This is a genomic window from Rhizobium sophorae, assembly GCF_013087515.1.
Lineage (GTDB): Bacteria > Pseudomonadota > Alphaproteobacteria > Rhizobiales > Rhizobiaceae > Rhizobium > Rhizobium sophorae.
In genome coordinates this window covers 147,517-171,324 of record NZ_JABFCN010000055.1, presented here as the reverse complement: position 1 = coordinate 171,324, position 23,808 = coordinate 147,517, and the positions used below count along the sequence as shown (strand labels likewise).

Genomic DNA, 23,808 nt, shown 5'->3' with positions numbered 1-23,808 from the left:
CGGGATCATGGATACGACCTATGATCTGACCCTGATGCCTGCGGCGGCGGCTCTTGCCGTCGCCTGCACCATGACCGCGGCGGTGCTCGACCATCGCCATGGTCATATCCCGAACGCCGTCACCTATCCTTGCCTGCTTGGCGGGTTCATGTTGGCGGCAGTCAGCGGCGGTCTCGCAGGGATAGGGCTTGCCTTCGCAGGCCTCCTCGCAGCCGGCCTGATCTTCATCATCGCCTTCGCAGCCGGAAGCTGCGGCGGCGGCGACGTCAAGCTGATGGCGGCGCTCGGCGCCATTCTTGGCCTCTGGCCCGCCATCGACGTCACACTTGCATCGCTGATGGCTGGCGGCGTGATCGCCGTTTTCTCCATGGCGCGGCGTGTTCAGTGGAGCGTGCTGGCCCGAACGGTCGGACTGTTTGCGCTTCTCCTGCCTGCCGGTTTCCGCGATGCCGCTTCGGTGCTGAAGCCGCGCGAAACCCATCATACCGTCCGCTTCGGCGTTGCCGCAGCTCTCGGACTTCTCTGGTGCCTTTTCATGCCCGATTTCACCCCTCTTTCACTCGTGAGGTAACGGCAATGCGCGCGGAACTCGAACGCCCCATCTTCGACGGTGCCTTCTGGAGTTCGATCCTGCACTCGCGGACCTTCTGGGTCCCTCAGGATCACGGCGCGCTTCTCGGTACCTTTGCGATCGCCATGATGCTGCTTGCCTCGATGCTGCTGCTGCCGCGGCTTTCCGCCCGCCGGCGCCGGATATCGGAGCTTCACGGCGATATCTCCGGCAGCACGACGATGATGGATTTCGTCCTTGTCACGCCGGTCTTCGTCTTCTTCATGTTCGTGGTCTTCCAGTTCACGATCCTGGCCAAGAACCACCTCTTCACCCATTATGCCGCCTATGCGGCGGCCCGCAGCGCCCGCGTCTATTTCTGCCCGGCTTTTCCGATCACGCTTAGAAGCATCATCGACGTCAAGACCTGCGATGACGATGCTGCCGCCGGCAAGGCCGAACTTGCCGCCCGCCTGGCGCTGATCCCGGCCGCACCCTACGACCAGCTGAAATGCGTCGGCTCCTGCCAGCCGCCCGAAGATGCGCTGAAAAGCCTTGCCGATGCCTCGGGCCTTTCGAAGAACTGGCGCGCGATGCGCAACCAGGCTCGCTACATGTTCGATCCGCAGAACGTCACGGTGACCGTCGACCGCGCGCCGATGGCGCTCTATGCCGCCATCAACCGCTCGCCGCATGTGCCGGTTACCGCCAAGGTGGAAGCGCGCTTTTTGCTGCTCGAATATGCCGGCTGGGTCTTTGCCCGCGGCCAGAGGAAAGACGGCCGCTACTACACGATTTCGACGGCGGAGGTGAACCTTCTATGACACCGACCCTCATCAAGCGTCTGCACCGCGACGAACGCGGCTTCCTGTCACCGATCATTCTCTACATGACGATCGCGCTCGCTTTGATGATTGTCTGGATCCTGAATACGGGACAGATGATCTACGACAAGCAGCGCACGCAGGACACGGCGGATGCCGCCGCACTCGTCCATGCCGACTGGGAAGCCCGCTATCTCAACATCATGGCGATGAACAACGTCGCTTCCTCGCAGGCAACCGTCGTCATGGCGACCTCGGTCGCCTTCCAGCTGACGACGGCGGAACTGGCCCTGCGTTCGACCGCCATTCTGGCGAAACTTGCCGAATATTCCTTCACGGATGGCTTCGGCCCGGCGTCGCTGCTGCCGCCGATGCCGCCGATGCCCCATTGCCCGGGCTGGCAGAAGGTCCCCGTCGTCGGTGGCATCATCTACGGCGCTTGCCTGGCGTTCCAGGGGGTCCGGGCGATAGGAGCCACCAAAGCGCTTGCGTATACGGTGAAAGCACAGCTCGATTATGATCCCTGGGGCCTTATCGAAAAGTCCAGCGACATCATCGACGCCATGAACGACCTCAACGACTATCTCGTCGAGAGCTTCCCGCAGCGCGTCGGCAACGAAGCCCTGCATCTGGTGCGCCTGAACAAGTCGGATCACGTCGTCTTCCATCCGCCGTGCGAATCCTGCAACGAGGCCGGAGAGGGCGCCGGGGGTAACCTGCCGGTCGATCGCGACGGCATCAATCCCGCTGCGGCCTATGCTGAAATGTGCCTGGCGATGAGCAAGGGCACGCAAGGGCAGGACCCGCTCCTCATGCGCGGCGAATTTGCCAATCGCGGCTTCCCCAACGGCAAGGGTCCGTTGACCGCAGGCGGCGTCGACGGCAGCCATATCCGTGACTGGGTCAACCACGAGAGCGGCATCGACGATGCGTTAGTGGACTTCTACATCTTTTATGAAGCCTTCGGCCCGGCCTATCTGAGCAAGGTCCCGTTCAAGGCGATCATCGAGCAATTTGGCGATCTCAGCTGGTGGCAGGAACTGCTGCTCGATGGCAGCTTCTTTATCGCCGAGGAATTCTTCGGCATCGAATTCGGCATCGTGAACCCCTTTCAGCTGCCGATCGACAAGCCACCGCGCTATTCCGACAAGCAGACAAAGGACGAGAACGATTTCACCCGCAAGTTCGACATGATCTGGAACCAGGTCTGCGGCCCAGCCGGTGGCGCGATTTCCGTGGCGGGTGCTCCCTTGCCTGTCATCTCCTTCCCGAAGCCTTACTGGCTGAAAGGACGCATACCGTTTAACTTCACGCCCTTCGGCGGCGAGCAGCTCGACGACTACCAGACGCTGGCGATCGTTTCCCGCGCCCCGCGCGCCAGGCTGCAGATCCGCATCTTCAAGGACAAGACGCCGTCCGCCTACGCCTTGGCGCAGAGCTGGGTCCACAATTACACGGCCTTTGACCTCTACACGCAGGATTGGCTCGCATCGCTTGCGCCCGCCACGCTTGCCGACGATATCGGTGAGGTTTCGAACACCATCAAGCAGAGCCCGGCGGCCGACAGTTTTACCGGCTTGACGCGCGTCTTCGATCAGGGAGGAGCCAATGCCTGGGCTGCCGTCAACACACACTGAGCCTATGGGCGGTCCTCCGGGACGCGGGCTGCTGATGCGGCTGCACCGCGACAGGCGCGGGCTTGCCTCGATTGAATTCGTGCTCGCCGCGCCGGTCATCTTGCTGATCGTGATTTTCGTCATCCACGCGAACAAGATTTCCACCAAGAAGGTCGGAACCATGGTTGCGATGCGCAACGCCGCCTTCGCCGAGGCGAATGGGCTGGACTGCACGTCGGATTTCTCGAACGTCTTCCCGATCCCGGCTTTGCCGGCCCTGCCCGGCCGGGATGCCATGAACTGCTCGCGTACACCATCGCACGAAGGCGACGGCGACCCGCAGCGCACCTTTGTCTGGGACGACGTTCAGAAAACACTCGAAGGCGAAAACAACAAGCGCAAGTTCGGCACTATCGTCGGCGATCTCGCTAATGAAAAGCCGCAGCTCGTCACCGCGACAGCCGACCGCGTCTACAAGTTCAGGGATTCCGACGATCTCGATACCATCAGGAGCATCCGCTGGAAGGACGCGTTCACGGTGGACGATTCGACGCTGTTTGCCTCCCACAACAACGACACCACGAGCCGCGGCTACGATCCGACGCTGCGCCGGGAAATCCGCGATGTGGCCAGCGATTCCGGCGATCTGTTCGACGGCGTCTTTCCGGGAGCGAAATGAGATGAGACAGGGCTCGCGTATCGCTTTCCGTTTCGCCGGCCATCTCACTGGTTTGGCGCTCGTCATCGGGCTTGCCGCCGCCGTGGCCACGCCTGTTCGCGCCGAGATCTACAAGGATTTGAGGGTGACGCTGAATTCGATGCTGGCCGGTATCGTCGGGGCGCCGGAACGCGCGCCGCGCGATCTCGTCATCAACGGCCAGCCGCTTGAATTCACGCCCTACCAGAGCGATCGCAGCATTTCCGATATCACCGACGAGTGGCTGCGGGTGCTGGCCGTCAATACCCGCCCTGCCCTGCCGAAAAGCAACGACAAGGAAGAGCTGACCGCCGTCATTGCCGCCAACATGCTGATCGTCCCGAAGACGAGCCGCATTCGCGACGATCTCGCCGTGGTGGTGCGGTTCTTCGACGGCGACGGCGAGGCGGCCCTCGACTATCTCAGACGGCAGGATCCGGCCAATCCTTCGGCAAGAGCGCCGATACCAGGCGTCTCGATCATGATCCGTCGTCCCGCCGATGCGCCGATGACCGAAGTGCTGATGAGCCGCTTCGAGGATGTTGCCTCGACGCTGCCAGCCTTCGCGGCTCCGGCCGACATCAGCAAGCTGCCGATGTCGCTGCGTCCGCCGGCCGGTGTCGAGGTGCTGAGCGATATCGGCGATCGCGACAAGGGCCACACGTCGCGCACGGTCGTGTCGAAAGGCACGCTGTCGGCCGTGCGCTGGTCCGATCAGCGCGCCGATCTGCTTGCCCGCGACGGTTTCACCATCGAGACGCCGCCGGCTGAGCGCGGCGGGGTCACTGCCCTTTATGGCCGGCGCGGCAGCGTCGAGGCCAATGTTCTTTACACCCGCAGCAAGACCGACGGCCGGACCGTCGAGGTCATTCAAATCAGGCAACCCTTCGTAGGGGGAATAACACCATGAACTGGAAGCTCATCGCGGCTGTCATCGTCGGGCTCATCACCGGCGTTCTGCTCTATTTCTGGACCGAGAGCGTCAAGAACGAGCAGACGGCCTATGCCTTCATGCGGCTCCAGCCCGACAGGAAGGTCACACGGGGACAGGCGATCACGCCCGACATGCTCGCCGAACCGGTGATGCTGCCGGAAAGTTTTGGGGCGCTCGCCAAGCTCGCGGTTCCCGCCGCCAGCGCCTACCAGGAATGGCTGAAGGATAGGACGGCCGCGAGCGACATTCCGGCCGGCTCGGTGCTGCTCTTCCAGTATTTCGACGATACCGATGGTGGACGCCTGACGACGATGATCGCGCCCGGCAAGCGAGCGCTGACACTTCCCGTCAACGCGGCCGCAGCCGTCGGCCATTTCGTCGAGCCGGGTAGCTATGTCGATATAATCGGCACGGTCGACGAACCGGTCGAGCCCGTGGCGCCGGCCGCCGCGACCCAGCCGGGGGCGCCTGGCCAGCCCGCTGCCGTGCCAGGTCAGCCTGCCGTCCCGGGCCAGGCACCGGCCGTGGCCGGACAGCCGCAGGCTCCAGCCCAGCCGCAGTCGCCGGTCGAGCAGATGCTGAAGAACTATCTCACCCAGTATCCAGGCGCCGACGAGAACGATCTCAACGCCTACCGCAAACAGGCGCAGGATTATAAACTCGGCATAAGCTCGCGCACCCGCGTCGTCACCCGCACCTTCCTGCAGAATGTCAAAGTGCTGGCCGTCGGGGCGGCGACGACGGCGGAGGGCGCGGTCACCAAGGCCAACAGCACCTACAACAATGTGACCGTCGAAGTGACGCCGTCGGAAGCTGAAATGCTGATTTTTGCCATGGGCCAGTCGAACGGCAGCCTGAACCTGGTGCTGCGTAATCCGGCCGACAATACCGTCGAGGACCTGCCGAGCATCAACTGGACGCGCATGTGACCGCCGCGGGGGAATGAGCCATGCTGTTGAAGATTTCCTATGAGGACGGCAGCGGTCGGGAGGTGATCCCGCTCTCGGCGAACGAGACCTATTTCGTCGGCGAAAGCAGCACGTTGACGCTGCCCGCCGGCGCGGGCGTCGTTCGCCTGCGCGGCAGCCACGTCTCCTCGCCGCAATTCGTGCTGCGCAAGTCCGGCCAGGGATGGTCGGTGCAGCATCACGGCCGCAACCCGACGCGGGTCGACGATCAGCCGCTTCGGGCCGGCATGCCGGTTGCGGTATCGGCCGGCATGTCGATCTGGGTGCCGAACGTCACGATCGAACTGGTCGAGCCCGCCGCGGCCCCCGAAGCCGTCACGCAGTTTCCCGATCAGGAACGGGTGCTCGCCCTGCAGATGGAAATTCACGAGCGCCTGCTGAAGGACACGCAATATGACCGGTTGGTGAAATCCTCCGATTTCGGCCGCGAGGAGACGCGAAACCGCATCCGCGAGCGTCTCGACTTGTTCATCAAGGAGGCGCTGGACGCAGCACCTCAGGATCTCGTCATCCTCGTCATCAAGAACGCCGTCTATCGGTGGCTGGCAAAACGCATCGCCCGTACGGGGCGGCGTGATGCTTCGTCGAATGCCGCAAGCCTGTCGCGCGAGGAGCAGGATAATCGCCGCCTGTTCGATGTCGGCAAGGCGCTGATCTCGGCCCTGCAGCTCAAGCTGAACTTCGAATCCACCCGCTCCGACTTCGCCCAGCTCGATACCCGTTTCAGCGCCGCCTTCCAGTCCAGGCAGGCTCTTTTCAACGCCGGCGACCGTTACGAGATCGCCCATATGCACCTGCGCTCCAATATCGAGGAGCTGATGTATCGCTGGGGGACGATCTCCGAGCTGATGGATCTCGACGTCATCTCGGAAATCATGGTGACGCGCTATGACGAGATCTACGTCGAAAAATTCGGCCTGCTGGAGCGGTACCCTTTCGCCTTCGCCAATGAACGGCAGCTGATGAAGGTGATCGAGCGCATCGCCGTCGATTCCAACCGCTCGATCAACGAGAGCGAGGCGATGGCCGACTTCCGCATGCCGGATGGCTCGCGCGTCAACGCCGTCATTCCGCCGCTGGCGGTCAAGGGCGCCTGCCTCACCATCCGCAAGTTCGGCGGCAAGTCGCGGCTCGACATCAGCAAACTGGTGACCGCCGGCGCGCTCAGCGAGCCGATGCGCGCTTTCCTCGAGGCGGCCGTGCGCGCCCGCAAGAACATCGTCGTCTCAGGCGGCACCGGCTCCGGCAAGACGACGCTCTTGAACAGTCTGTCGCAATTCATCCCGGTCGGCGAGCGCGTCGTTGCCGTCGAGGACACGTCCGAACTGCAGCTCGACGGCATCCATGTCGTCTATCTGCAATCGCGGCCGAAGACGGCGGAGTCCGAAACCAGCGTCACCATTCGCGACCTGGTGCGCAATGCGCTGCGCATGCGCCCCGACCGCATCATCGTCGGCGAGTGCCGCGGCGCCGAGGCGATCGACATGCTGCAGGCGATGAACACTGGCCATGCCGGCTCGATGACGACGGCGCATGCCAACACGCCGCAGGACATGATGACCCGCCTGGAAGTGATGGTGCTGCAGGGCCAGAGCTCGTTGCCCGTCATGGCCATCCGCCAGCAGATCGTTGCCGCCGTGGAGCTCGTCGTGCAACTGAACCGCCTGGCGAACGGGCGGCGCGCCGTCACCGAAATATCGGAGGTGATCGGTATCGATCCGGATACCGGCCTGATCATCGTCGAGCCGATCTTCAATCTCGTCGGTCGCGCCGGCGGCCAGGCAGTGCATGCTTTCACCGGCTACCTGCCGAGCTTCGTCGCCGAGCTCGTCGAGTTCAACGACGACGGCGAAATCGAAAAACTGGACATGTTCGTCTAGAGCGGTTCCAGAACCGCTCTAAGCTTTTGTTTTTACGCAATTCCGGACGGAAAACCGCTTCGCACTTTCCTGGAATTGCTCTGAGGGGGAAACCATGGATATCAGCATTCTGCAGATTTTTACGGTCGCTCTCGGCGCTATAACGGCGGGGCTGCTCGTCTGGGGCGCGCCGGTGCGCTGGCCGGCGCCGCTGCTGCGCGCCACCGAGCGTGACATCGCGCTCGCCAGCGAGGCGGCGCAGGTCTTCGGGCGCGATGCCGTTCCGCCCTATACGATGATCCTCGCCTACGGCATCACGGCGATCGTCGTCTTCATCGTGATCTCGCTGATCTTCGGGCCGATCTTCGGCTTGGTCATCGCAATCCCCGTCGCCTTCTTCCTCCCCAAAGGCGTGATCCGTTATTTTCTGCAGCGCCGCTGGCTGCAGATCGAATCGCAGCTTCCCTATGCCGTCGACCAGATCGTCTCGGCGGTGCGCACCGGCAAGCCGCTCGCCATCGCCGTCAATGCCGTGGCCGATACCGGCCAGATGCCGGCCTCGCGCGAGTTCGAGCGAATCGCCCGCGAACAGAAGCTCGGCATCGGCCTGGTCGAGGCGCTCGACCGCCACGGCCGCAACGTGCCGAGCCTGCATTTCAAGATGGTCGATGCGGCACTCGGTCTTTTTGCCCGCCAGGGCGGCGACATCTCCGAGCCGCTGACCGAAATGTCGAAATCCTTCAAGGAAATCTGGAAGCTCGATCAGAAGATCACGACCTCCTCGTCGCAGGCGCGCATGAACTTCCGCGTCGTCAACGGCGGCGCGCTGTTCATGATCTTGATGATCTTCTTCGGCCAGCCGGAATTGATCGACAAGGTGTTCGGCAACGCCATCGGCATCGTCATCGCGATCGTCGGCGCCATTCTCTACGCGACCGGCTTCTTCTGGATGCGCTCGATGATGAAGGTGTCGGTATGATGTCTCAGATACCTCTGGCCCCGATCGCCGTCGTCTTTGCCGGGATCACCGCTGCGCTGTTCGTCTGGTGGATCGGCGATCTGCTCGGCAGCATTCAGGTCGTGCGTCGGTCCGCCAGCGGCGATGGTCCGCCCCCGAACATTGTCGACAGCATCGGCATGCGCACGCCGGTCGAATTCGTGCTGACGCATTTCGAGCCACTGCTGGCCGATTATGGCGCCCAGCTCGAGCAGAAGCTGATCTATGCCGGCCGGCCGTTCGGCGGCGTCACGGGACGGGAATATATCGCCCTTCTCGTCGTTCTGAGCCTCTTCGGCTTCATCGTGCTCGGCCTGCTGTTCGGCATTGCCAGCGGCAGCGTGATCGGCGGGCTCGTCGCCGGCCTGATCCTCGGCCTGATCCCCGCCATCTATTTCTGGGTCGTCGCCGACGACAAGGCGCAGGACCGCAAGGAACGCATCTCGCGCGAATTTCCCTATTTCCTTGACCTCGTCGTCATGACGCAGCAGGCGCAGGCGACGCTGCCGGAAAGCCTGAGGCTTTATGCCGAGGCGGCACCCGGCACCGTCATGAGCGAGGAAATCGAACAGACGTTGAAGGACGTGGCGCTCGGCACGGGCATGATCGAGGCGCTGCAGCGCTTGGAGCGCCGCATGACCGCCGAGGAGGTCATCCGTGTCATCCGCGCCGTCATCCAGGGCGAAGTCGAGGGCAGCAACCGTGTCGAGCTGTTGCGCGAACATGCGCGCGACCTGCGCTTCCGCCGCTGGGAAAAGGCCGACAGGGCCAGTGAAAAGCTGAAGGCCAAGATCGTCATGCCGGCGATGATGATCGTCGTGTCGATCCTGCTTCTGGTGCTGGCGCCTGCAATTGTCGAGATGATGTCGAGTGGGATGTTCTGATCATGGTCTTTTCCTTCTTTCGCGGAAACAAACCAAGCCTTCTGCAGACCGGTCCCGGCGGTCAGAGCCGCAGCCATGTGCTCGACAAGCCGGAAATGTCGATCGGCCGGGCTTCCAATGCCGATATCGTCGTCGACGATCCGTTCCTGGCGCCGATCCATGCACGCATCGAGCGGCAGAGCGACGGCGGCTTCATCATCCGCCGCATGGGGCTGAACCCGATCATGCTGCGCGGCGAAGCCCTGCTGCAGACCGCCTCGCTGAAAGCCGGAGACAGCTTCCGTCTCGGCAAGGACGTCGAATTCCAGTTCGTCGTCAAGGCCGCCGCCAAGGAAACGCCTAAGAAGGAAGCATCCAAGGCAAGTGACGACAAGCCAAAGAAGTCGCTGCTCAAGCAGCCGGCCTTCCTGGCCGGCGTGGGGGTCGCCTATCTCGCCATCGTCGGCATCATCGGCTACGTGATCCTGTCCGATAGCGGCAGCGCAGACAGTGGCCCGACGGCCGAACGCATCAATGCGGAAGCCGCCCGCATTCCGACATGCATCAAGAACGCCCGGCGCATGCGCCAGGTTTCGGAGGCCAGCTTCAACGGGGCGGTCGGCGGTCGTGTCGGCAGGGATGGCGACGCAACCTATGCCGCCCTTTCCCTGGCCGCCGAACCGTCTGACGATGCCGCGCTGGCAAAGGCCGCCGAACCGATCGTCGAGGCCTACAAACGCACGGCGCTTGCCGCCCTTGCCTCGGAAAACCGCGGCAACAATACGCTGGCGCAGACCCTCTACCAGCAAACCTACGATCTCGTTCCCGACGTTAACTGCTCAGCCGCGCGTTTTGCGCTGCAGCGGCGGGCTGCGGTGAAGCCGGTCGCTAGACGGTGATCCTGGATGCTTTGATCAAACAGCACGCTGTAAAGGCACAGATCAGAAAAATTCCACACTCTGACCATCAGCTTCGCTGCCCACGGGAGGAAAAAACGGAATGGACGACTGGAAAGGCAAGAAAGTCAGGATCATGGTTTACAAGAAAGTGTCGGAGCCGAGGCCGGGCTCGGCGGACTTATCCACGATCTACGCGAAATGGTGATCTAGGATAAGGCACGCACGTCGGCTGCTGAGTGAACGGAACGTTCCACCGAGAACCCCTCACTTTGGGATTGCGACATTTCAGGAGAAAGGCGCCGGCGGTCATCCGCTGGCGGCCCTTCCGCTAGTCTGCCCCGTCTTTTTTTGCCCGCTCGATGAATTTCCCAGCGACCGCTTTGCCAAGTGCGGCACCGGCCCGGTTGTCCATTTCATAGTGGATGCCGGCCCAGATGCGGGAATCGCCCGCTTCCTTGCCGACCGTTCGGATGAACTCCGCCTGGTCGGGGAACAGATACGCAAGCACCTCGCATCGGGCAGTCGACAACGTGGAGTGGTTCGACGGATAACTGGGATGGGCCGGCACTGCGAACAGGGGAGTGATGCTCGGGTCAAGCATGTTGGGCCGCAGGTACCAATAAGCGTATTTCCCGTCGTTGCTTGCAATGTAGGCGTCGTAGTAGACCGTTGCGAGCATCGCGTAAGCCCGCGCGGCGCGCGGCGGGTTCGAATCCGTCTTGTCCTCGAACATCCACTTGCTGGCATAGTCATACCAGTCGGTGAACAGGCCGGATGGGCTTTGCCAATAGAACGCCTTGTAGCTGTTGGGGAATTTTCGCTCAAACTGTCGGACTGCATCCGTCTCGGCCTTCACGGCCGCAGACTTGCAGTCGGGCGGAGTGGGTGGCCTGAATTCATCGGCTGCCTGGAGCAGGATCGGCTTCCAGTTTGGCATGGTTGCATTGGCGGGTTTGTCTCCGACCCACATGCACGGCCCGGTGGGCACGGTGCCGGTCCAGACGGCATCGGAGCCGTCGGCCTTTGCCCGCGCAATCACTTGCTCTGCCACGCTTCGCCCCAGTTCCAGGCCGGCGGATGAATCGCTTGGGAACTGGACACCGGCAAGGACACGCGACTGTGCGGCTTCTTCGGCCATCGCCTGGAACGACGACGCCTCGTCCGGAAAGAAATAGGCAAGAACGGTCGCGGCGGCTCCAGCGGCTGCCGCGTGTTCGGATGGATAAGCGGGACTCCGAGGCGTAGGTAGCGCAGTCGGCAGTGTCGTATCCACCTCGCTCGGGCGCGGGCGATTGTAGAAGTATTTCGACTCCCAAGCCGCGACGGTGGCGTCGTAGACCGCCATCGTCAAATAGGTGTAGACGCGATGCGCATTGGGGATCGTCTGGTTTGCGAGAAGACGGTTGTTGACCAAGTCGATCCATCGATAGCCGGGCGAGCCAGCGTCCCAGAATGTGATCTTGGCGGCGACCTTCGCATCGTTCTTTGCGACAAGTTCGCGGACCTGCTCCAACTCGGTTGCGCTAGTATCCGGTGGGGGCGCCACTCGGAAGTCTTTGCCCGACGTGATTACCCACGTCTTCCACGTTCCAGCGTTTGGCTCTATCTGCTCCGATTGGGCGAAAGCGAAGTTCCCTGACAAAAGGATCATCGCGCAGGCCCTGCTAAAGCCGCTAAGCATGTTCGACCCCCAGTTGATCCCCGGCCCAAAGACGGAAGGTTTTCTGCTTTGACGGCCGTTCTATTTTCTATTTTAGCCCGCCCTAATTATACCGCGAAGCGCTGCCAAGTGAAAGGATCAAAAATGAGAGCAGGTTGCGGTATGAAAGGTCAGCAGGCCTCTGCGGTGTAACGGCCGTTGGCCTCGTCAGCCAAACCGTTCCACCAGGAAATCGATCACCGTCCGCAACATCGCCGTCGGCCGACGGTTCGGCGCATAGATGAGGTACATCGGTACAGGCTTATAGGACCATTCCGGCAGTACCTGCTCGAGCCGTCCTTCGGCGATATCGGCGGCGAGGAGCAGTTCCGGCTGAAGCGCAATTCCCGCGCCGCTGAGCGCTGCCATGCGTAGCGCCGCCCCCTGGTTGGTTGAGAATTTTCCGGAAATCAACACATCACGCATTTCGCCCCCCGGCCCGACCAGGTGCCAGCGATCCTGCATGCGCCAATAGGAGTGGCCGAGGCAGAGATGGTTCGTCAGAGCCTCCGGTGAGGCCGGCCGGCCATGGCGGGCAAGATAGTCCGGCGAGGCAGCCAGAATCCGCCGGTAGGGCGTGAGCGGGCGGGCGACCACGCTGCTATCCGAGAGCGGACCGATGTGGATACCGAGCTCGAACCCCTCGCCGACGAGGTCATGGACATTGTTGTCGAGCGATAGCTCGATGCTGACGTCGGGATAGGCGTTCTGGTAATCGATCAGCGCCGGCACCAGGACCTGCGTCCCGAAGCTGACGGGTGCCACCAACCGAAGCCGGCCGCGCGGCGCCGATTGCAGCTCGCTCGCCGAAGCCTCGGCCAGCGCCACTTCGGAAAGCGCGCGCTTGCAGCGCTCGTAATAGAGCTGGCCGACCTCTGTCAGCTGATGGCGTCGCGTGGTGCGATGGATCAGCTTCGCCCCGAGCCGGGTCTCAATCGTCTTGATGTGCTTGGCAACCATGGCAGGCGACACTTGCGCGATCTCCGCGGCCGCAGCGAAACTGCCATTGTCGATGACCCTGACGAACATCGCCATGCCGGCCAGCTTGTCCACGATTGCCTACCTGCTGGTTTCGAATGACGATACCGGGAGCTTATTTATCAACCAAGGAATTTACAACATGGTCGTCATGCCCGCGCCAAGACGACGGACACCACCAACCTGACCAAGGAGAAAACATGCCCATTCTTCACCTGCAGATGCATCCCGGCCGCACCGACGACCAGAAACGCGCCTTCGCTCGCGAAGCGACCAAGGCCGCCGTCGAAACCCTAGCGTGCCCGCCCGAGTCGCTGGAAATCCTGATAACGGAGATCGCCAAGGATTCCTGGGCGGTCGGCGGCAAGCTGAAATCCGAGGCCTGAGAGACGATCCGCAGCGTCGAGGGCTCGAGCTGCGGGACGCCGCCGCCATGGTATTGAACAGGGAGCCGGCACGCGGCTCCCGTGCTGACCGAGGCGGGTGACTGGTTGACTTTACTGGCTGCTGCAACTCCACCGCCCGCAAGCTTTTGGGCAGTCGACTTCGTCGGGTAATTTGCCTTTTGGTGCATCTGAGCCGTGGCGGAGTTCGGCCCTAAGCGAACTTTTTCGTTGACGAAGGATAAGGCTGCCTTGCGCCCTCATATCGGTCGAGAGCCCGGCCAAGCGGCGGCTTGAAAGCGGACAACGCATTGGACTGGCGAGGCGGCATGTTTGCGTCAAAAACGGATTTTACGTTGAACGTGATTGCATCTCCGATGCCTGCGCCTGTTTTTGGCCCTGTGTCCAGCGGTCACTCGTTTGCAAGCGCTGCCTTTCCCGATGCAAATTGGCGATCATAGAAAACCCGAACCGATAGAACGACGCCGGCGATCAGGACAACAACCCCGGCGACTTCGATCGGCGTTGGCCAGCGCGCATGCACGATAAGTCCGCCGATCACGCCGAAGACAGTCTCGGAGACGATCAATTGCGCGGCCAGGGCAACCGGCAGGGTCCTTGACGCAATACTCCAGGCCCAGACGCCGCCTACGGTGGCCAGCAGCGCGAGAGATGTGCCCCAGACATAGAGGTTGCCGGCAGCGCTCCAGCCGAATCCCAATGTCGGAAGGCGGAAGAGGTCCATCGTGGCACCGATGGGATAGAAGGCCAGCATCAAGACGCCGCCGCCGACCAGTATCAGCGCCGACCACACACCGGAGGGCATGTCCGGCCGGGCGGCGAGCGCTGCCTGATTGGAAAGCGCGAACCAGACCCAAAGGCCCACGGCAGCAAGCGCCAGCGGCACGCCAATCCACAATGATTGCACAGAGTCCAGTCCTTCGGCCGTGAATGCCGTGCCATTGACGAGAACAAGGCCGACCAGCACCAGTGCCAGAGGCACCATGAGAGATCGCCATGGCAATGATGCCTGACCCTGATTGCCAATGACCATCAATACGATTGGTACCAGCCCGAGAAAGGCCGGAGCGATCACTGGCCCGGCAAAGAGGGCCGCTCCCGTCACTGTCAGGAAGTAGCCGACATAGCCGACGAAGGCGAGCCAGATGGCTTGCAGGCAGTTTCGAAGCGTGAGGTGGCGCATGACACCCTTCTCGGAAAACAGAATGCAAAGCCCGACGAGTGCCGAGACGACGTGACGGATGAGAGCAAAATCAAAGGTGGAATAGTCACCGATGATGAAGGGCACGACGAAGTTGAGCGAAAAGGCAAAGGCCGCAAAGAGAGCGGCCGACACGCCAATATAGAAAAGTCTGTCCATAATGTTCACCCTTTTGAAGTTGCGTCACCGCGCCCTGGTTCCGCGACACCGAGTGTGCCGTTTGGCAATCAAGCGAAATGCTTGATCGAATGGGGTAATTTTACCGGCCACGCACTCTGGTCGGTAGCCGGCGAAAATGAGAACCAGCCTCTCGATACGCATCACCCGGATCGTGAAACGTTGCTGTATCGCGGGGGCCGCGATGCGGCTCCCACTTTGACCGGGGCGGGCGACTGGTTGACTCTGCTGGCTGCCGCAACTCCACCGCCCGCAAGCCTATGGCAGCCGACTTCGCCGGGGGATTTGCCTTTTGGTGCATCTGAGCCATGGCGGAGTTCGGCCCGAAGCGGTCGCTGGTGAGGAGTTTAGTTACTTCGTTCGGGGCTGAGATTAGGTGGAATACAATGTACGCTCACTCCATTGCGAGCTCGAAAACTCAACGACTTTTCCACTAAGCTGATTTCGATCCTCGACGCCTTGTCTAGTATGAGCGTCTCGGGGGCTCCGTCACTCCCGGAACAGGCCCTGCGGAAGACCTTGATGACAGGGCCGTAGACGACCTGATAGCGGCCAAGGTCGACGCAATTGGGTTCTCCTGTAGTAATCGGATTGCCGCTAGCATCACATCTCTCAGCATAAGGGAATTTTTTTGCTGTCATCGAAAGCCGAATAAGGGCTGCGCTTTGGCTGAACATTTCCCAGAAAATATATATGACGATAACGACACAGGCGAAGAGGCCACTGAGTCTGAAAAGACCAAGGGACAAACTAGGACCGGCCTCATCATCCTGCATTTTGTGCTTTTCCAGCTTCGGGGCTAATGTCCGCGGCTGGGGCGCAAACCTGACGTCGAGAGGCGAGTAGCCCCCGAATCCGGACTATCTTTGCGCGCTTGAGGGAAGGTCCGGTCGTCGCTCTCCAACGCCCTGCCGGACGAGCGATAGAGCAGCTATACCCGCCTCATCGGCCGCACGCAGAAGCGCTTCCCGGAATTGTTCCGGGGCAATCTTCCCGCTCAATGCGTCGACGCAGGCTTTTACGGCAGCCACATATTCTTCGCCGTCATCGCAGGGCCAGTCGTTGATCAGGAGACGCGCCGCGTCGCCCAGCGTCCATACGATCTTGCGAGATGCCGGGCCTCGCAAAGCAAACCCAACCGGCGTGAATGCTGATGATGTGTTCCAGCACATTGTCCTCGACCCCTCAAGGCACGGATACTGCAGTCCCCACGTTCAATATACGCGCGTATTTTGTAATTTGGAATTGAAATTTGTTGAATGGTGCGGCTTGAACGCGAGCTGATGAATGAAGTCAGAAAGGCCGCACGCGTTCCCCTATTCGATGCCAAATTTCGCCGCGCTCACCGCAATTCGGCAGTAACGCGGAAGATGCCGCCGGCCGACGCATCGGAGCAGACGACGAAGGTCGAGCCCTCCTGCGCCATGAAGGCGACATTCCCGCCCGCTTCGCAGGGGGTGGCGCTCCATTGCAGGATGATATCGCCATTGTCGGGCAGTTTTTCCGGCGTGATCTTCGCCGCACTTGCCATCCATTCCGTCGCCGACGGCAGGTGGACGGGCGCGTTCAGCTTTTTCGACAGCCAAGCCGTATAGTTCTGTGCCACGGCAAGCGGCACGTCGTCGGCCGGCTGCTGCGGATTGTCGGCATAGGCCTTTGCTGCGGCGGGATCGGAATTGGCGGTGTAATATTCCGCCATCTCGGCACGGGTGACGGCCTTGGTCTGCATGCAGAAGGACTTGTCGATCTTCACCGCGCCATTGGCAACGCCGAGCATGCCGCCGAGCTCCTGCATGGACGAGGTCATCAGCCGGATATTCTCCAGCGAATAATTTCCGGCCGGCACGGTCTCGAAGGCAAGCGTCTGCGACACCGGGCAGAATCCACGCGCCGACAGCGCCTCGAGATCGGCCAGGATCGGCTGATAGGCGATGATCGCCAGCTTATAGGCCTCGGCGGTGTAGCGACCGTCGGCTTCGCCGATCTTCGGGGCGAGTGCCGCAAGCGTCGGATCGGCAGCACCGGCGCGCGTCGCGATCCAGGCGCTGAGATCGGTGACTTTCTGCTTCAGCGCCGTCGCCTCGTCCTTCGCCGCCATGACATCGGCGATGACGGCGTCGAACAGTTTGGCGGCGTCCCCATAGCCTGACGTTGCGGCCGGCATCTGCCATTGTTCGGCCTTGGCCTTGGCCTCGGTCATCAGCCCACTCGCCTTGGCGACGTCGGGGCTATCACCAGCGCCGATGCGATTGACGGTTTCGCGTTTGGCCGCCGCGTCCTTTTCGGCGGCCGTCAGCGCGGTGAGCGCCTTGGCGAGATCGTCAAACGTCGTTTTCGACTCGTCGTAGGCGCCGACCGCAGCATGCATCTGCTTTGCGGTGGCGGCATCGGCAGCAGTCTTCATCTTGGCGTCTGCCTCGGCAAAACCCGGCGCCTTGTCGCCGCCGGCGGCCGAAGCGGCAGCCTTCGCCTTCTCGGCATTCTCTTTCGAGATGCCGATCAGCGCATTGCCGAGGTTGATGGCGGCCGTCTGGAATCCTGGAAGCGCCTTTTCATAGTCTTCGTCCTTGAGCAGGGCATCGGCCGATGTCAGCGCCGCAGCACCCGTGTCATAGGAGAGTTTCGCCTGGTCGCTGGCCGGGCGCTCCGGCGCCTTGGCGGCGATCGCCTTCTGCTTGCGGCTTTCGGCCTCCTTCTTCCAGGTTCCGACGTCGGCGACGAGCTTCGGATCCGGGGCCAGCAGCTTCGGGATTGTGATGGCACCGACGCCGATGCAGATCAGCAGCAGTGCTGCGATCATGGAGATTTTGACGGGCGTCCATTTTTTCGGTTTCGGGGTGTCCTGTTGCTGCGGCATGCCGCCGCGCGGATCCCATGACATCGGCTGGATGCCTGTCGTCACGCGCGCGAATTCGCCCAGCGCATCAGCGCCCGTGCGCGGTCGCGCGGAGGGATCGCGGCTCAACATCCTTTCCACAAGGCTTGCAAGACCTTCGGGAAAGCCGGGGATCAGCACGTCGAGGCGGGGAAAGATATTGGAAGGGTCGAGATGGATGTTCTTCCAGCTCTGCTCGCGCTGATGCTCATCTTCCCAGACCATGACGCTGTCGAAGACGCTGGCATAGGTCTGTCGCGGCAGGAAGAGCTTGTAGGCGATCATGCCCATGGCGTAGATATCAAGAGCTGGTGAGGCGGAGAAGGTGCCGCTGGCATAGATCTCGGGTGCGCCGAATTCCGGCACATAGGGCGGGATGATGTGCTCGCCGATCTTCGAGATCAGGTGCAGGTTGCCGATCCGGACCGACAGGCCGGAATAATCCTCCGACACGTAGATGCACTGGTCTGTCAGGGCATTGTGGGCGTAACCGGCGCCGTGCAGCGTCGCCAGCCCCTCGAGGATGTGGCGGCCGATCTCGACGGCGCGTTCGTAGGCCACCATTTCCGTTTCGTCGAGATATTGGTGCAGCGTTTTCGACGGCCGCTTCTCGACGATATAGAAATTGTCGTCTTCCGGCGACGGTGGGATGAGGTCCTCGATTTCGACAAAACGCCGCGCCGTCAGCGATTTGGCCTCGTTAATGGAGGTCCAGACCCGCTCGAAACGAGCCTTGTCCAGTTTCAGCGCCATATCGGGCGCAACGATGAAGACCGCATGGTCCATCCGCTTGTCCTGGGCTGGATAGACGATGAACTCGTTCTCATAGACCGGCTCGCCGATCGTGTAGCGGGCGATCAGATCACTTCTCATGCACTTGTCCCCCTGCATTCATTGCATTCATGAAACCGAATTCTATTCGCCTGCCAGTAACGGATCGCCGATCAGGCCAGCGGCGAGCAGCAGGCCGGTTCTTGTGTCGCGAAGCGCGAAGGCAAAACGGGCATCGGCTACGACTCGAATAAGCTTCGGATCGATGCTGCGTTCCGTGATGACAGCCGTGGCTGCCGCCGCCTCCGTGCCGTTTTCGTCAACCCTGATCATCGTCTTCTGAAGGACGCGCGACAAGCGGATGTTTTCCTTGGTGAAACCCGGGAAACCCGCATCCTTGGCCTTCCCGGGCGCCACTCCCATCGCATTGAGTATCGGCATCAAATCACGCCCGTCGTTCAGGGAAAAGCGGGGCAGGAAGATTTCGCCCTTGGCGGCCTCGAATTTTTCCCCCTGCAGCCAGGAAGCGAGCGCCTTCAGGTCCGAGCCGCCGACACCCTTGCCGGAACGCGCCGCCACCACGACCATGCTGTAGCTCTCGCCGGCATAGGCAAGGTCGACGGCGGTGAAATTCTCGTCGAAGCGGAATTTCTGGCCATCGCCGGCAAGATGCATCATCGGCACCGAAATCGTCGAACCATCCGGCCGCTGAAAGGGGCTTGCCGGGCTCTCCTTCTCGAAGGAGGTTTTCCAACGCGCCTTGAACGAGAGTGCGCCGAGGCTGACGAAGCCGCCGCCGGGCGGTGCGTCCAGGATGACAGGAATGGCGCCCCTTGTGGCGTCCTTGACCCAGCTATTGATGTGCTCGACCGATTTCGGCCCGTCGAGATCCTCGATCGAAGGCTTGATCCGGTGGCCGGCGAGCATGGGGAGCGCGTCGGGGACGAGCACCAGTCTGTCGTCGAAGACGATCGCGACCGCCGTCGCCAATGGCGCATCCGCCGCTGCGGGCTTCTCCTGATACATTGCGTCAAGCGCAATCTCCGGTCCTTTCACCTCGCCGCCGAAGCCAAGGCCCTTGGCGATCGAGGCTTTGCCCTCATCGGAGGCGCCGAGGCTCGCAAGACCGAGTGCTGCGGCAAGGCTTGCCGGCGACACCATGATATTGGCGGCACCCTCCTTTGCCAGAGTCCGGTCGATCAGTTCGGCGGCAAGCCCGGCTTGTGCTGCAAGCATCGCCTTGCTGTCGCCGGAGTTGCCGGCATGGGCGGCCGGGGCAAGCGCCATCAGGGAAGCGGCAAGACCCGCCAGCAGAGTGGATTTCGGCATGGTTCGCTCCTTCAGCGGATGCGATAAAATTTGGAATCGAACGACCATTTGCCCTGGGCGCCGTTCTCGTCGTCGCCGACGATCCTGAGGCTTCGGGCGAGATCGTAGACATAGTTGAAGGCGGCGCGCTGGCCGGCGAGCGGCGTCGGCACATCGGGCAGGTCGAGCACTTCGATCGGCTTGTCGCTGAGGATGGCAACGACCATGCCGACCCCTGCCGGCCCCTCCACCACATATTCGAAGCCGGTATAGGGATTGCGCGCATCGGGCACGACGACCGGCCGGGCAGGATCGAGCCGGTTGTCGCCGCTTTTGGCGGTCGGCTTCAAGCCCATCGAGCGCTTGTTCGGGTAAAGCTGCGTCAGCTTGCCGGAGGCGTCGATATCGACCAGGATCAGGTAGCCGGACTTTTTGGTGGAGACACGCATCGCCACCTTGTCGCCGATGCTGACCGCGGTGCCGGGCAGCACGTCGACGGCGACGCCCGCCTCATTGTCGCTCTTCAGCGTGTTCTCGACGGCAGCGACCGGCGTCTTTGCCTCCTCGCCGGTGATGACATCCCGGCCGAGCGCATCCGGCTGGCCATAAAATTGCGGGACCGGCGTGAAGCGGCAATCCTCTGCATGCGTCCGGCAATATTCGTCCGATTTGCGCCGGACATAATCGAGAAGCGCGGCATTGCTGATATTCGGCTTGTCGGCTGCGCGCGCCACGCCATCCTGCACACCTTCGATGAAGTGGCGGGTAAAGACGCCGAGCGCCGGCTTGGCCTCGCGGTCGACAAGGGCCCACTGCCCCGCGTTGACGGCCGACCAGACCATGGCGTTTTCGCCGCCGAAGGAGAATTTGGCTTCCTTGCCTGACTTGTTCGGGGGCTCGAGCGCTGCCAGCGCCGGGCCGAGGCAACGCACGGTGCCGGAAGGTGCTGCCACCGCGCTACGGCTGCCGGGCCCGACATGGCAGGCATCGATCAGCAGGGTGACGCGGCGGTCCTTGAGGCTGTTCAGCCTTGCGGCGATCTCTGTTTCGCGGATCTGGTTGGTGACAGTTACCTTGCCGCCCTCGCGCAGCAGCTTGGCATCGGCTGCCACCAGCGTCGGGCTGGTCGTCGCCTCGGCGCCCATTTCTTCCGAACCCTGGCCGCTGAAATAGAGGAAGACGCGGCTTCCGGGGGTCGACTGGCGCACCAGCCAGTCGTCGATTTCGGCAAGAATCGCCTCGCGGGTCGCCTTGCGATTGGTCAGCGTATGGATCTGTTCCGGGCGGTAGGCGAGCGTCTTGGCGAGGAAGACCTGCATCGCTTTCACATCGGTGGCAGAGCCGGTCAGTTTCGCCTCGCGCATCTCGTAATCGTCGATGCCGATCAACAGGGCGCGGTCGCCGGGCGAGCTTTCGATCACCGGCGTCTGGACGACCGGGGGCTGCACGGCGGGTTCGTCGGCGACGGGCTGGTTTGCCGGTGAGGTATCGCCGGCGGGCGTGTCGGCGGCAGGCGTTTCGGTCGTGCCGGCCGGCGCAGTATCGCCGGCGGGCGGGGTGGTGATGGCGAGGTTGGCCGTTTTCTGCCCGGACTGCTGCTGCTTCGTCCCGCCACCGGTGGTAGTGGACGCGACCTGATCGCCGGCAGCAGACCCTTCAACATTCGGCACGTCGCCGTCGGTCTTTGCGGCGATCCAGTCGCGGAAGGCGGCAACACGGGTATAGACGCCGTAATGCTCGGCTTCGGCGCAGCCCGCACCCCAGCTGACGATGCCGAGCTGGATCCAGCGCTTGTCGGGACGCTGGGCAACGAGCGGTCCGCCGCTGTCGCCCTGGCAGGCGTCCTTGCCGCCTTCGGCATAACCGGCGCAGACATTGCGCTCGTCGATCGGGTTCATGCGCATCGAACTGTCGCGATAGGCGGCGCGGCAGTCCTCGCGCGGGACGATCGGGAGTTCCACTTCCTGCAGCTCGGTCGGCAGGTATTTGTCGTCCCAGCCGTGATCGGCCTTGGTGTAGCCCCAGCCGGTGACGACGGCGGGGTGGCCGGCGGCCTCCACTTCGTCATCCGAGGCTGAGGCAAGGATCGCCGGCTTCGATTTAGCGGGCTCGCTCAGCTTGATGAGGGCGATGTCGTTGGCAAAGACCTTGCGGTCGAAATCTTCGTGAATGATCACCTCTTCCACGGCAAGCCCCGGCTTGTCAGGCCCGTCGACCGCGATCACCTTGTCGATCTTCGACTTGCCCTCGACGATCAGCAGGTCGCGGGCAAAGAGATCCTGCTTGCCGGAGCGGCCGCTGGTGACGCAATGGGCGGCCGTCAATATCCAGCGCGGTGCGATCAGCGAGCCGCCGCAATGGCCGCCAAAGCGGCCGCGCTGTTCGGGGTCGGGCGCCAGGATCTTCACCTGCCAGGGCCATTCGCCCTTTTTAGCCGCCTGGCCGCCAATGACACGCCCGCCATCCTCGCCGGCAAAATCGGTGTCCTGCTGCGCCAGCGTAGGAGTCGCCAGAAGCAGCATGACGGACGCAATATTGAGGACCCTGCTGATCGACGTGCTCATAGCTTGGCTCCGGCGGAGGTATAGAGGACCGTAAATCCGACGCGCGCGCCCTCGGGCAGGAATTCGCCGAGGCGTTTGGCGATATTGCCGGCGGTGCGGCGCCGGTCGTTCTGCTTCAGGAATTCAATCAGTTCGGGCATCGGGGTTTCAGAGGTGACGGCAACGAGCAGGTCCGTGCCGAAAGGTGCGACGACGGAAAGATCGAGATCGAAGGTTTGAGACATCTCGGCATCGACCTCCTTCTCACCGGGATAGAGGAACTGCACGGTTCCATCGCCGGTGACGTCGAAGAGCACGAGCTTGCGGCCTGATATATCGGACACCGTGACGCCGACGCGCTCACCTTCGCGATGGACGATATCGGAAGGCGTCACGCGCACGGTCTGCGGGTTTGTCTCCGACAGCCGCTTCAGCGCATCGAGCGCGGCCATCCGGTCGACGACGAAAGGCATGTCGCCGGCGCCGACGCCGGAGGCGACGACATCGCCGCCGGCAATCGCCTCGTGCTTTTCGGGGTCGAAGACGAGTTCAGCATCAGCACCCTCCGTCAGCTTGAACGGCGTGACGGCGGGGTCGATCCCCTGCAGCACCGGCTCGGAGCCGAGGGCGGCAACGCTGATCGGCGCGGACTCGGCGGGCAGCGGTGTGTTTGATTTCTCCGCCGCCGCCTGTGCCCCCGCCCCTTCGAAATTATAGACGACGGCGCGATCGAGATCGGTTCCGGGCGGGCTTTCGGTAAAGATGTTCTGCCGCTGGTTGGTGAACTGGTAGACGGCCTGGCGCACATATTCGAACAGTTCGCGGCGGCTGACGGCGCCGTCGCCGTTGCGGTCGGCTGCCCCTTCGAAGGCGCGGGCGGTGGCATAGCTCAGCGCGCCGCGTTTCTGCGGAATGCCGGGAATGGTGATCTCGGGCGACTTGGTGTTCTCGTCGACGGCGGCGAGAAAGGTCAGCCGCTTGAAATCGAAGCCAGTAGACAGCGCATCCGCCGTGGTCGAAATCGGCGCGAGATCGTCTTCCTCGATCGTATAGGACGGCGCCTGACGCCAGGAGATCTCGGCGCCGCGCGGATCGACGTCGCGGGTCATGCCGCCGGCATGGCAGGTATCGGCGATGAAGACGACGTCGGCGCCCTTGGCCTCGATATTGCGGATCAACGCCTTGAACTCGTCGCCGAAGATGCGCTCGCGCGATCCCGGCAGCCGGGTGTCGAAGCCTGCAAGGATATAGACCTCGTCGCGGCCGCTCGGTTTCGAGCCCTTGACGCGCTCCGGCTCGCTCGACCCGTGGCCGGCGATGCCGAGCACGATCAGGTCGCCGGGCCCTGCCCTTTCCGTCACGGCCTCGATCGCATGGAAGATGCCCTCGCGGTCGGCAGTACTATTCTTCAGCAGCGTCATGTCCTCGACGCCGACCGAGCGCAGCGAAAGCGAAAGGTCCTCGGCATCGGCGACGGCGCCGTGCAGCGGCGGAACGTTGCGGTAGAGGTCGATGCCGATCAGCACGGCCCTGACCGCACCACGCGCTGGCGCCTCGATCACCTTTGCCAGGCTGTCGGTGGCCGCCATGGTGAGGAGGGCAAGTGCTGCGGCCATGGAGACGAATGCGGTCATGGCCAAACTCC

19 protein-coding genes are annotated in these 23,808 nt (G+C 62.5%); 11 read left to right on the top strand and 8 right to left on the bottom strand.

The window, feature by feature from the left end; genetic code table 11:
* The first annotated feature begins 7 nt into the window (after window positions 1-7).
* The 10 genes from G9X64_RS30135 (at window position 8) to G9X64_RS30090 (ending at window position 10,207) form a co-directional block, all read left to right on the top strand.
* Complete coding sequence (locus tag G9X64_RS30135; protein ID WP_168263328.1) at window positions 8-571, top strand: A24 family peptidase; 564 nt, start codon at window positions 8-10, stop codon at window positions 569-571.
* A gap of 5 nt (window positions 572-576) precedes the next feature.
* Entirely contained in the window at window positions 577-1,374 is a 798-nt protein-coding gene (locus tag G9X64_RS30130; protein WP_171378017.1) for a TadE/TadG family type IV pilus assembly protein, read from the top strand.
* Window positions 1,371-3,011, top strand: a complete 1,641-nt coding sequence (locus G9X64_RS30125) for a TadE/TadG family type IV pilus assembly protein (RefSeq protein WP_168312508.1) — start codon at window positions 1,371-1,373, stop codon at window positions 3,009-3,011. The genes G9X64_RS30130 and G9X64_RS30125 overlap by 4 nt, the downstream gene beginning before the upstream one ends.
* Entirely contained in the window at window positions 2,983-3,669 is a 687-nt protein-coding gene (locus G9X64_RS30120) for a TadE/TadG family type IV pilus assembly protein (protein ID WP_168315156.1), read from the top strand. Before G9X64_RS30125 ends, G9X64_RS30120 begins: the two co-directional genes overlap by 29 nt.
* 1 nt (window position 3,670) lies before the next feature.
* Complete coding sequence (locus G9X64_RS30115) at window positions 3,671-4,597, top strand: hypothetical protein (protein WP_168312506.1); 927 nt, start codon at window positions 3,671-3,673, stop codon at window positions 4,595-4,597.
* A complete protein-coding gene (cpaB, locus tag G9X64_RS30110; RefSeq protein ID WP_168312505.1) occupies window positions 4,594-5,550 on the top strand; it encodes a Flp pilus assembly protein CpaB in 957 nt (318 codons plus the stop codon). The genes G9X64_RS30115 and cpaB overlap by 4 nt, the downstream gene beginning before the upstream one ends.
* A 20-nt stretch (window positions 5,551-5,570) precedes the next feature.
* A complete protein-coding gene (locus G9X64_RS30105) occupies window positions 5,571-7,469 on the top strand; it encodes a TadA family conjugal transfer-associated ATPase (RefSeq protein WP_171378016.1) in 1,899 nt (632 codons plus the stop codon).
* Window positions 7,470-7,563: 94 nt separating this feature from the next.
* Window positions 7,564-8,427 (top strand): type II secretion system F family protein, encoded by an 864-nt coding sequence (locus tag G9X64_RS30100; RefSeq protein ID WP_168312503.1) that lies wholly within the window; start codon window positions 7,564-7,566, stop codon window positions 8,425-8,427.
* Complete coding sequence (locus tag G9X64_RS30095) at window positions 8,424-9,329, top strand: type II secretion system F family protein (RefSeq protein ID WP_168312502.1); 906 nt, start codon at window positions 8,424-8,426, stop codon at window positions 9,327-9,329. Before G9X64_RS30100 ends, G9X64_RS30095 begins: the two co-directional genes overlap by 4 nt.
* A 2-nt stretch (window positions 9,330-9,331) precedes the next feature.
* Complete coding sequence (locus tag G9X64_RS30090; protein ID WP_168312501.1) at window positions 9,332-10,207, top strand: FHA domain-containing protein; 876 nt, start codon at window positions 9,332-9,334, stop codon at window positions 10,205-10,207.
* Between the two features lie 328 nt (window positions 10,208-10,535).
* Here G9X64_RS30090 and G9X64_RS30085 read toward each other — a convergent pair whose 3' ends face one another.
* On the bottom strand, window positions 10,536-11,720 hold the full coding sequence (locus tag G9X64_RS30085; protein ID WP_171378015.1) for a phosphatase PAP2 family protein: 1,185 nt from the start codon (window positions 11,718-11,720) through the stop codon (window positions 10,536-10,538).
* Between the two features lie 354 nt (window positions 11,721-12,074).
* Entirely contained in the window at window positions 12,075-12,959 is an 885-nt protein-coding gene (locus G9X64_RS30080) for a LysR family transcriptional regulator (protein WP_168312500.1), read from the bottom strand.
* 23 nt (window positions 12,960-12,982) lie between these two features.
* Between G9X64_RS30080 and G9X64_RS37400 the strand changes: the two genes are divergently transcribed.
* On the top strand, window positions 12,983-13,270 hold the full coding sequence (locus G9X64_RS37400) for a 4-oxalocrotonate tautomerase (protein ID WP_512700267.1): 288 nt from the start codon (window positions 12,983-12,985) through the stop codon (window positions 13,268-13,270).
* 409 nt (window positions 13,271-13,679) lie between these two features.
* On the opposite strand, the gene G9X64_RS30070 is transcribed toward G9X64_RS37400, so the two are convergent.
* The 6 genes from G9X64_RS30070 to G9X64_RS30045 all read right to left on the bottom strand — a co-directional run bounded on the left by G9X64_RS30070 (window position 13,680) and on the right by G9X64_RS30045 (window position 23,797).
* A complete protein-coding gene (locus G9X64_RS30070) occupies window positions 13,680-14,648 on the bottom strand; it encodes a DMT family transporter (protein ID WP_168310450.1) in 969 nt (322 codons plus the stop codon).
* Window positions 14,649-15,526: 878 nt separating this feature from the next.
* Window positions 15,527-15,838 carry a DUF982 domain-containing protein gene (locus tag G9X64_RS30065; RefSeq protein ID WP_011655309.1) on the bottom strand — a complete coding sequence of 104 codons (312 nt, stop codon included), beginning with the start codon at window positions 15,836-15,838 and terminating at the stop codon, window positions 15,527-15,529.
* 170 nt (window positions 15,839-16,008) lie between these two features.
* A complete protein-coding gene (locus G9X64_RS30060; protein WP_171378014.1) occupies window positions 16,009-18,414 on the bottom strand; it encodes a protein kinase domain-containing protein in 2,406 nt (801 codons plus the stop codon).
* A 42-nt stretch (window positions 18,415-18,456) separates the two neighbouring features.
* A complete protein-coding gene (locus tag G9X64_RS30055) occupies window positions 18,457-19,641 on the bottom strand; it encodes a serpin family protein (RefSeq protein ID WP_171378013.1) in 1,185 nt (394 codons plus the stop codon).
* An 11-nt stretch (window positions 19,642-19,652) separates the two neighbouring features.
* The gene (locus G9X64_RS30050) at window positions 19,653-22,184 is read right to left on the bottom strand and encodes a trypsin-like serine protease (RefSeq protein ID WP_168310447.1); all 2,532 of its coding nucleotides are present in this window, start codon (window positions 22,182-22,184) and stop codon (window positions 19,653-19,655) included.
* On the bottom strand, window positions 22,181-23,797 hold the full coding sequence (locus G9X64_RS30045; RefSeq protein ID WP_171378012.1) for a caspase family protein: 1,617 nt from the start codon (window positions 23,795-23,797) through the stop codon (window positions 22,181-22,183). The genes G9X64_RS30050 and G9X64_RS30045 overlap by 4 nt, the downstream gene beginning before the upstream one ends.
* Between the last annotated feature and the right edge of the window lie 11 nt (window positions 23,798-23,808).

Excerpts from the sequence above, each read along its gene's own strand:
- G9X64_RS30135 (WP_168263328.1), top strand. The coding sequence starts at position 8 with ATGGATACGACCTATGATCTGACCCTGATGCCTGCGGCGGCGGCTCTT.
- G9X64_RS30130 (WP_171378017.1), top strand. The coding sequence starts at position 577 with ATGCGCGCGGAACTCGAACGCCCCATCTTCGACGGTGCCTTCTGGAGT.
- G9X64_RS30125 (WP_168312508.1), top strand. The coding sequence starts at position 1,371 with ATGACACCGACCCTCATCAAGCGTCTGCACCGCGACGAACGCGGCTTC.
- G9X64_RS30120 (WP_168315156.1), top strand. The coding sequence starts at position 2,983 with ATGCCTGGGCTGCCGTCAACACACACTGAGCCTATGGGCGGTCCTCCG.
- G9X64_RS30115 (WP_168312506.1), top strand. The coding sequence starts at position 3,671 with ATGAGACAGGGCTCGCGTATCGCTTTCCGTTTCGCCGGCCATCTCACT.
- cpaB (WP_168312505.1), top strand. The coding sequence starts at position 4,594 with ATGAACTGGAAGCTCATCGCGGCTGTCATCGTCGGGCTCATCACCGGC.
- G9X64_RS30105 (WP_171378016.1), top strand. The coding sequence starts at position 5,571 with ATGCTGTTGAAGATTTCCTATGAGGACGGCAGCGGTCGGGAGGTGATC.
- G9X64_RS30100 (WP_168312503.1), top strand. The coding sequence starts at position 7,564 with ATGGATATCAGCATTCTGCAGATTTTTACGGTCGCTCTCGGCGCTATA.
- G9X64_RS30095 (WP_168312502.1), top strand. The coding sequence starts at position 8,424 with ATGATGTCTCAGATACCTCTGGCCCCGATCGCCGTCGTCTTTGCCGGG.
- G9X64_RS30090 (WP_168312501.1), top strand. The coding sequence starts at position 9,332 with ATGGTCTTTTCCTTCTTTCGCGGAAACAAACCAAGCCTTCTGCAGACC.
- G9X64_RS37400 (WP_512700267.1), top strand. The coding sequence starts at position 12,983 with ATGACGATACCGGGAGCTTATTTATCAACCAAGGAATTTACAACATGG.
- G9X64_RS30070 (WP_168310450.1), bottom strand. The coding sequence starts at position 14,648 with ATGGACAGACTTTTCTATATTGGCGTGTCGGCCGCTCTCTTTGCGGCC.
- G9X64_RS30065 (WP_011655309.1), bottom strand. The coding sequence starts at position 15,838 with ATGTGCTGGAACACATCATCAGCATTCACGCCGGTTGGGTTTGCTTTG.
- G9X64_RS30060 (WP_171378014.1), bottom strand. The coding sequence starts at position 18,414 with ATGAGAAGTGATCTGATCGCCCGCTACACGATCGGCGAGCCGGTCTAT.
- G9X64_RS30055 (WP_171378013.1), bottom strand. The coding sequence starts at position 19,641 with ATGCCGAAATCCACTCTGCTGGCGGGTCTTGCCGCTTCCCTGATGGCG.
- G9X64_RS30050 (WP_168310447.1), bottom strand. The coding sequence starts at position 22,184 with ATGAGCACGTCGATCAGCAGGGTCCTCAATATTGCGTCCGTCATGCTG.
- G9X64_RS30045 (WP_171378012.1), bottom strand. The coding sequence starts at position 23,797 with ATGACCGCATTCGTCTCCATGGCCGCAGCACTTGCCCTCCTCACCATG.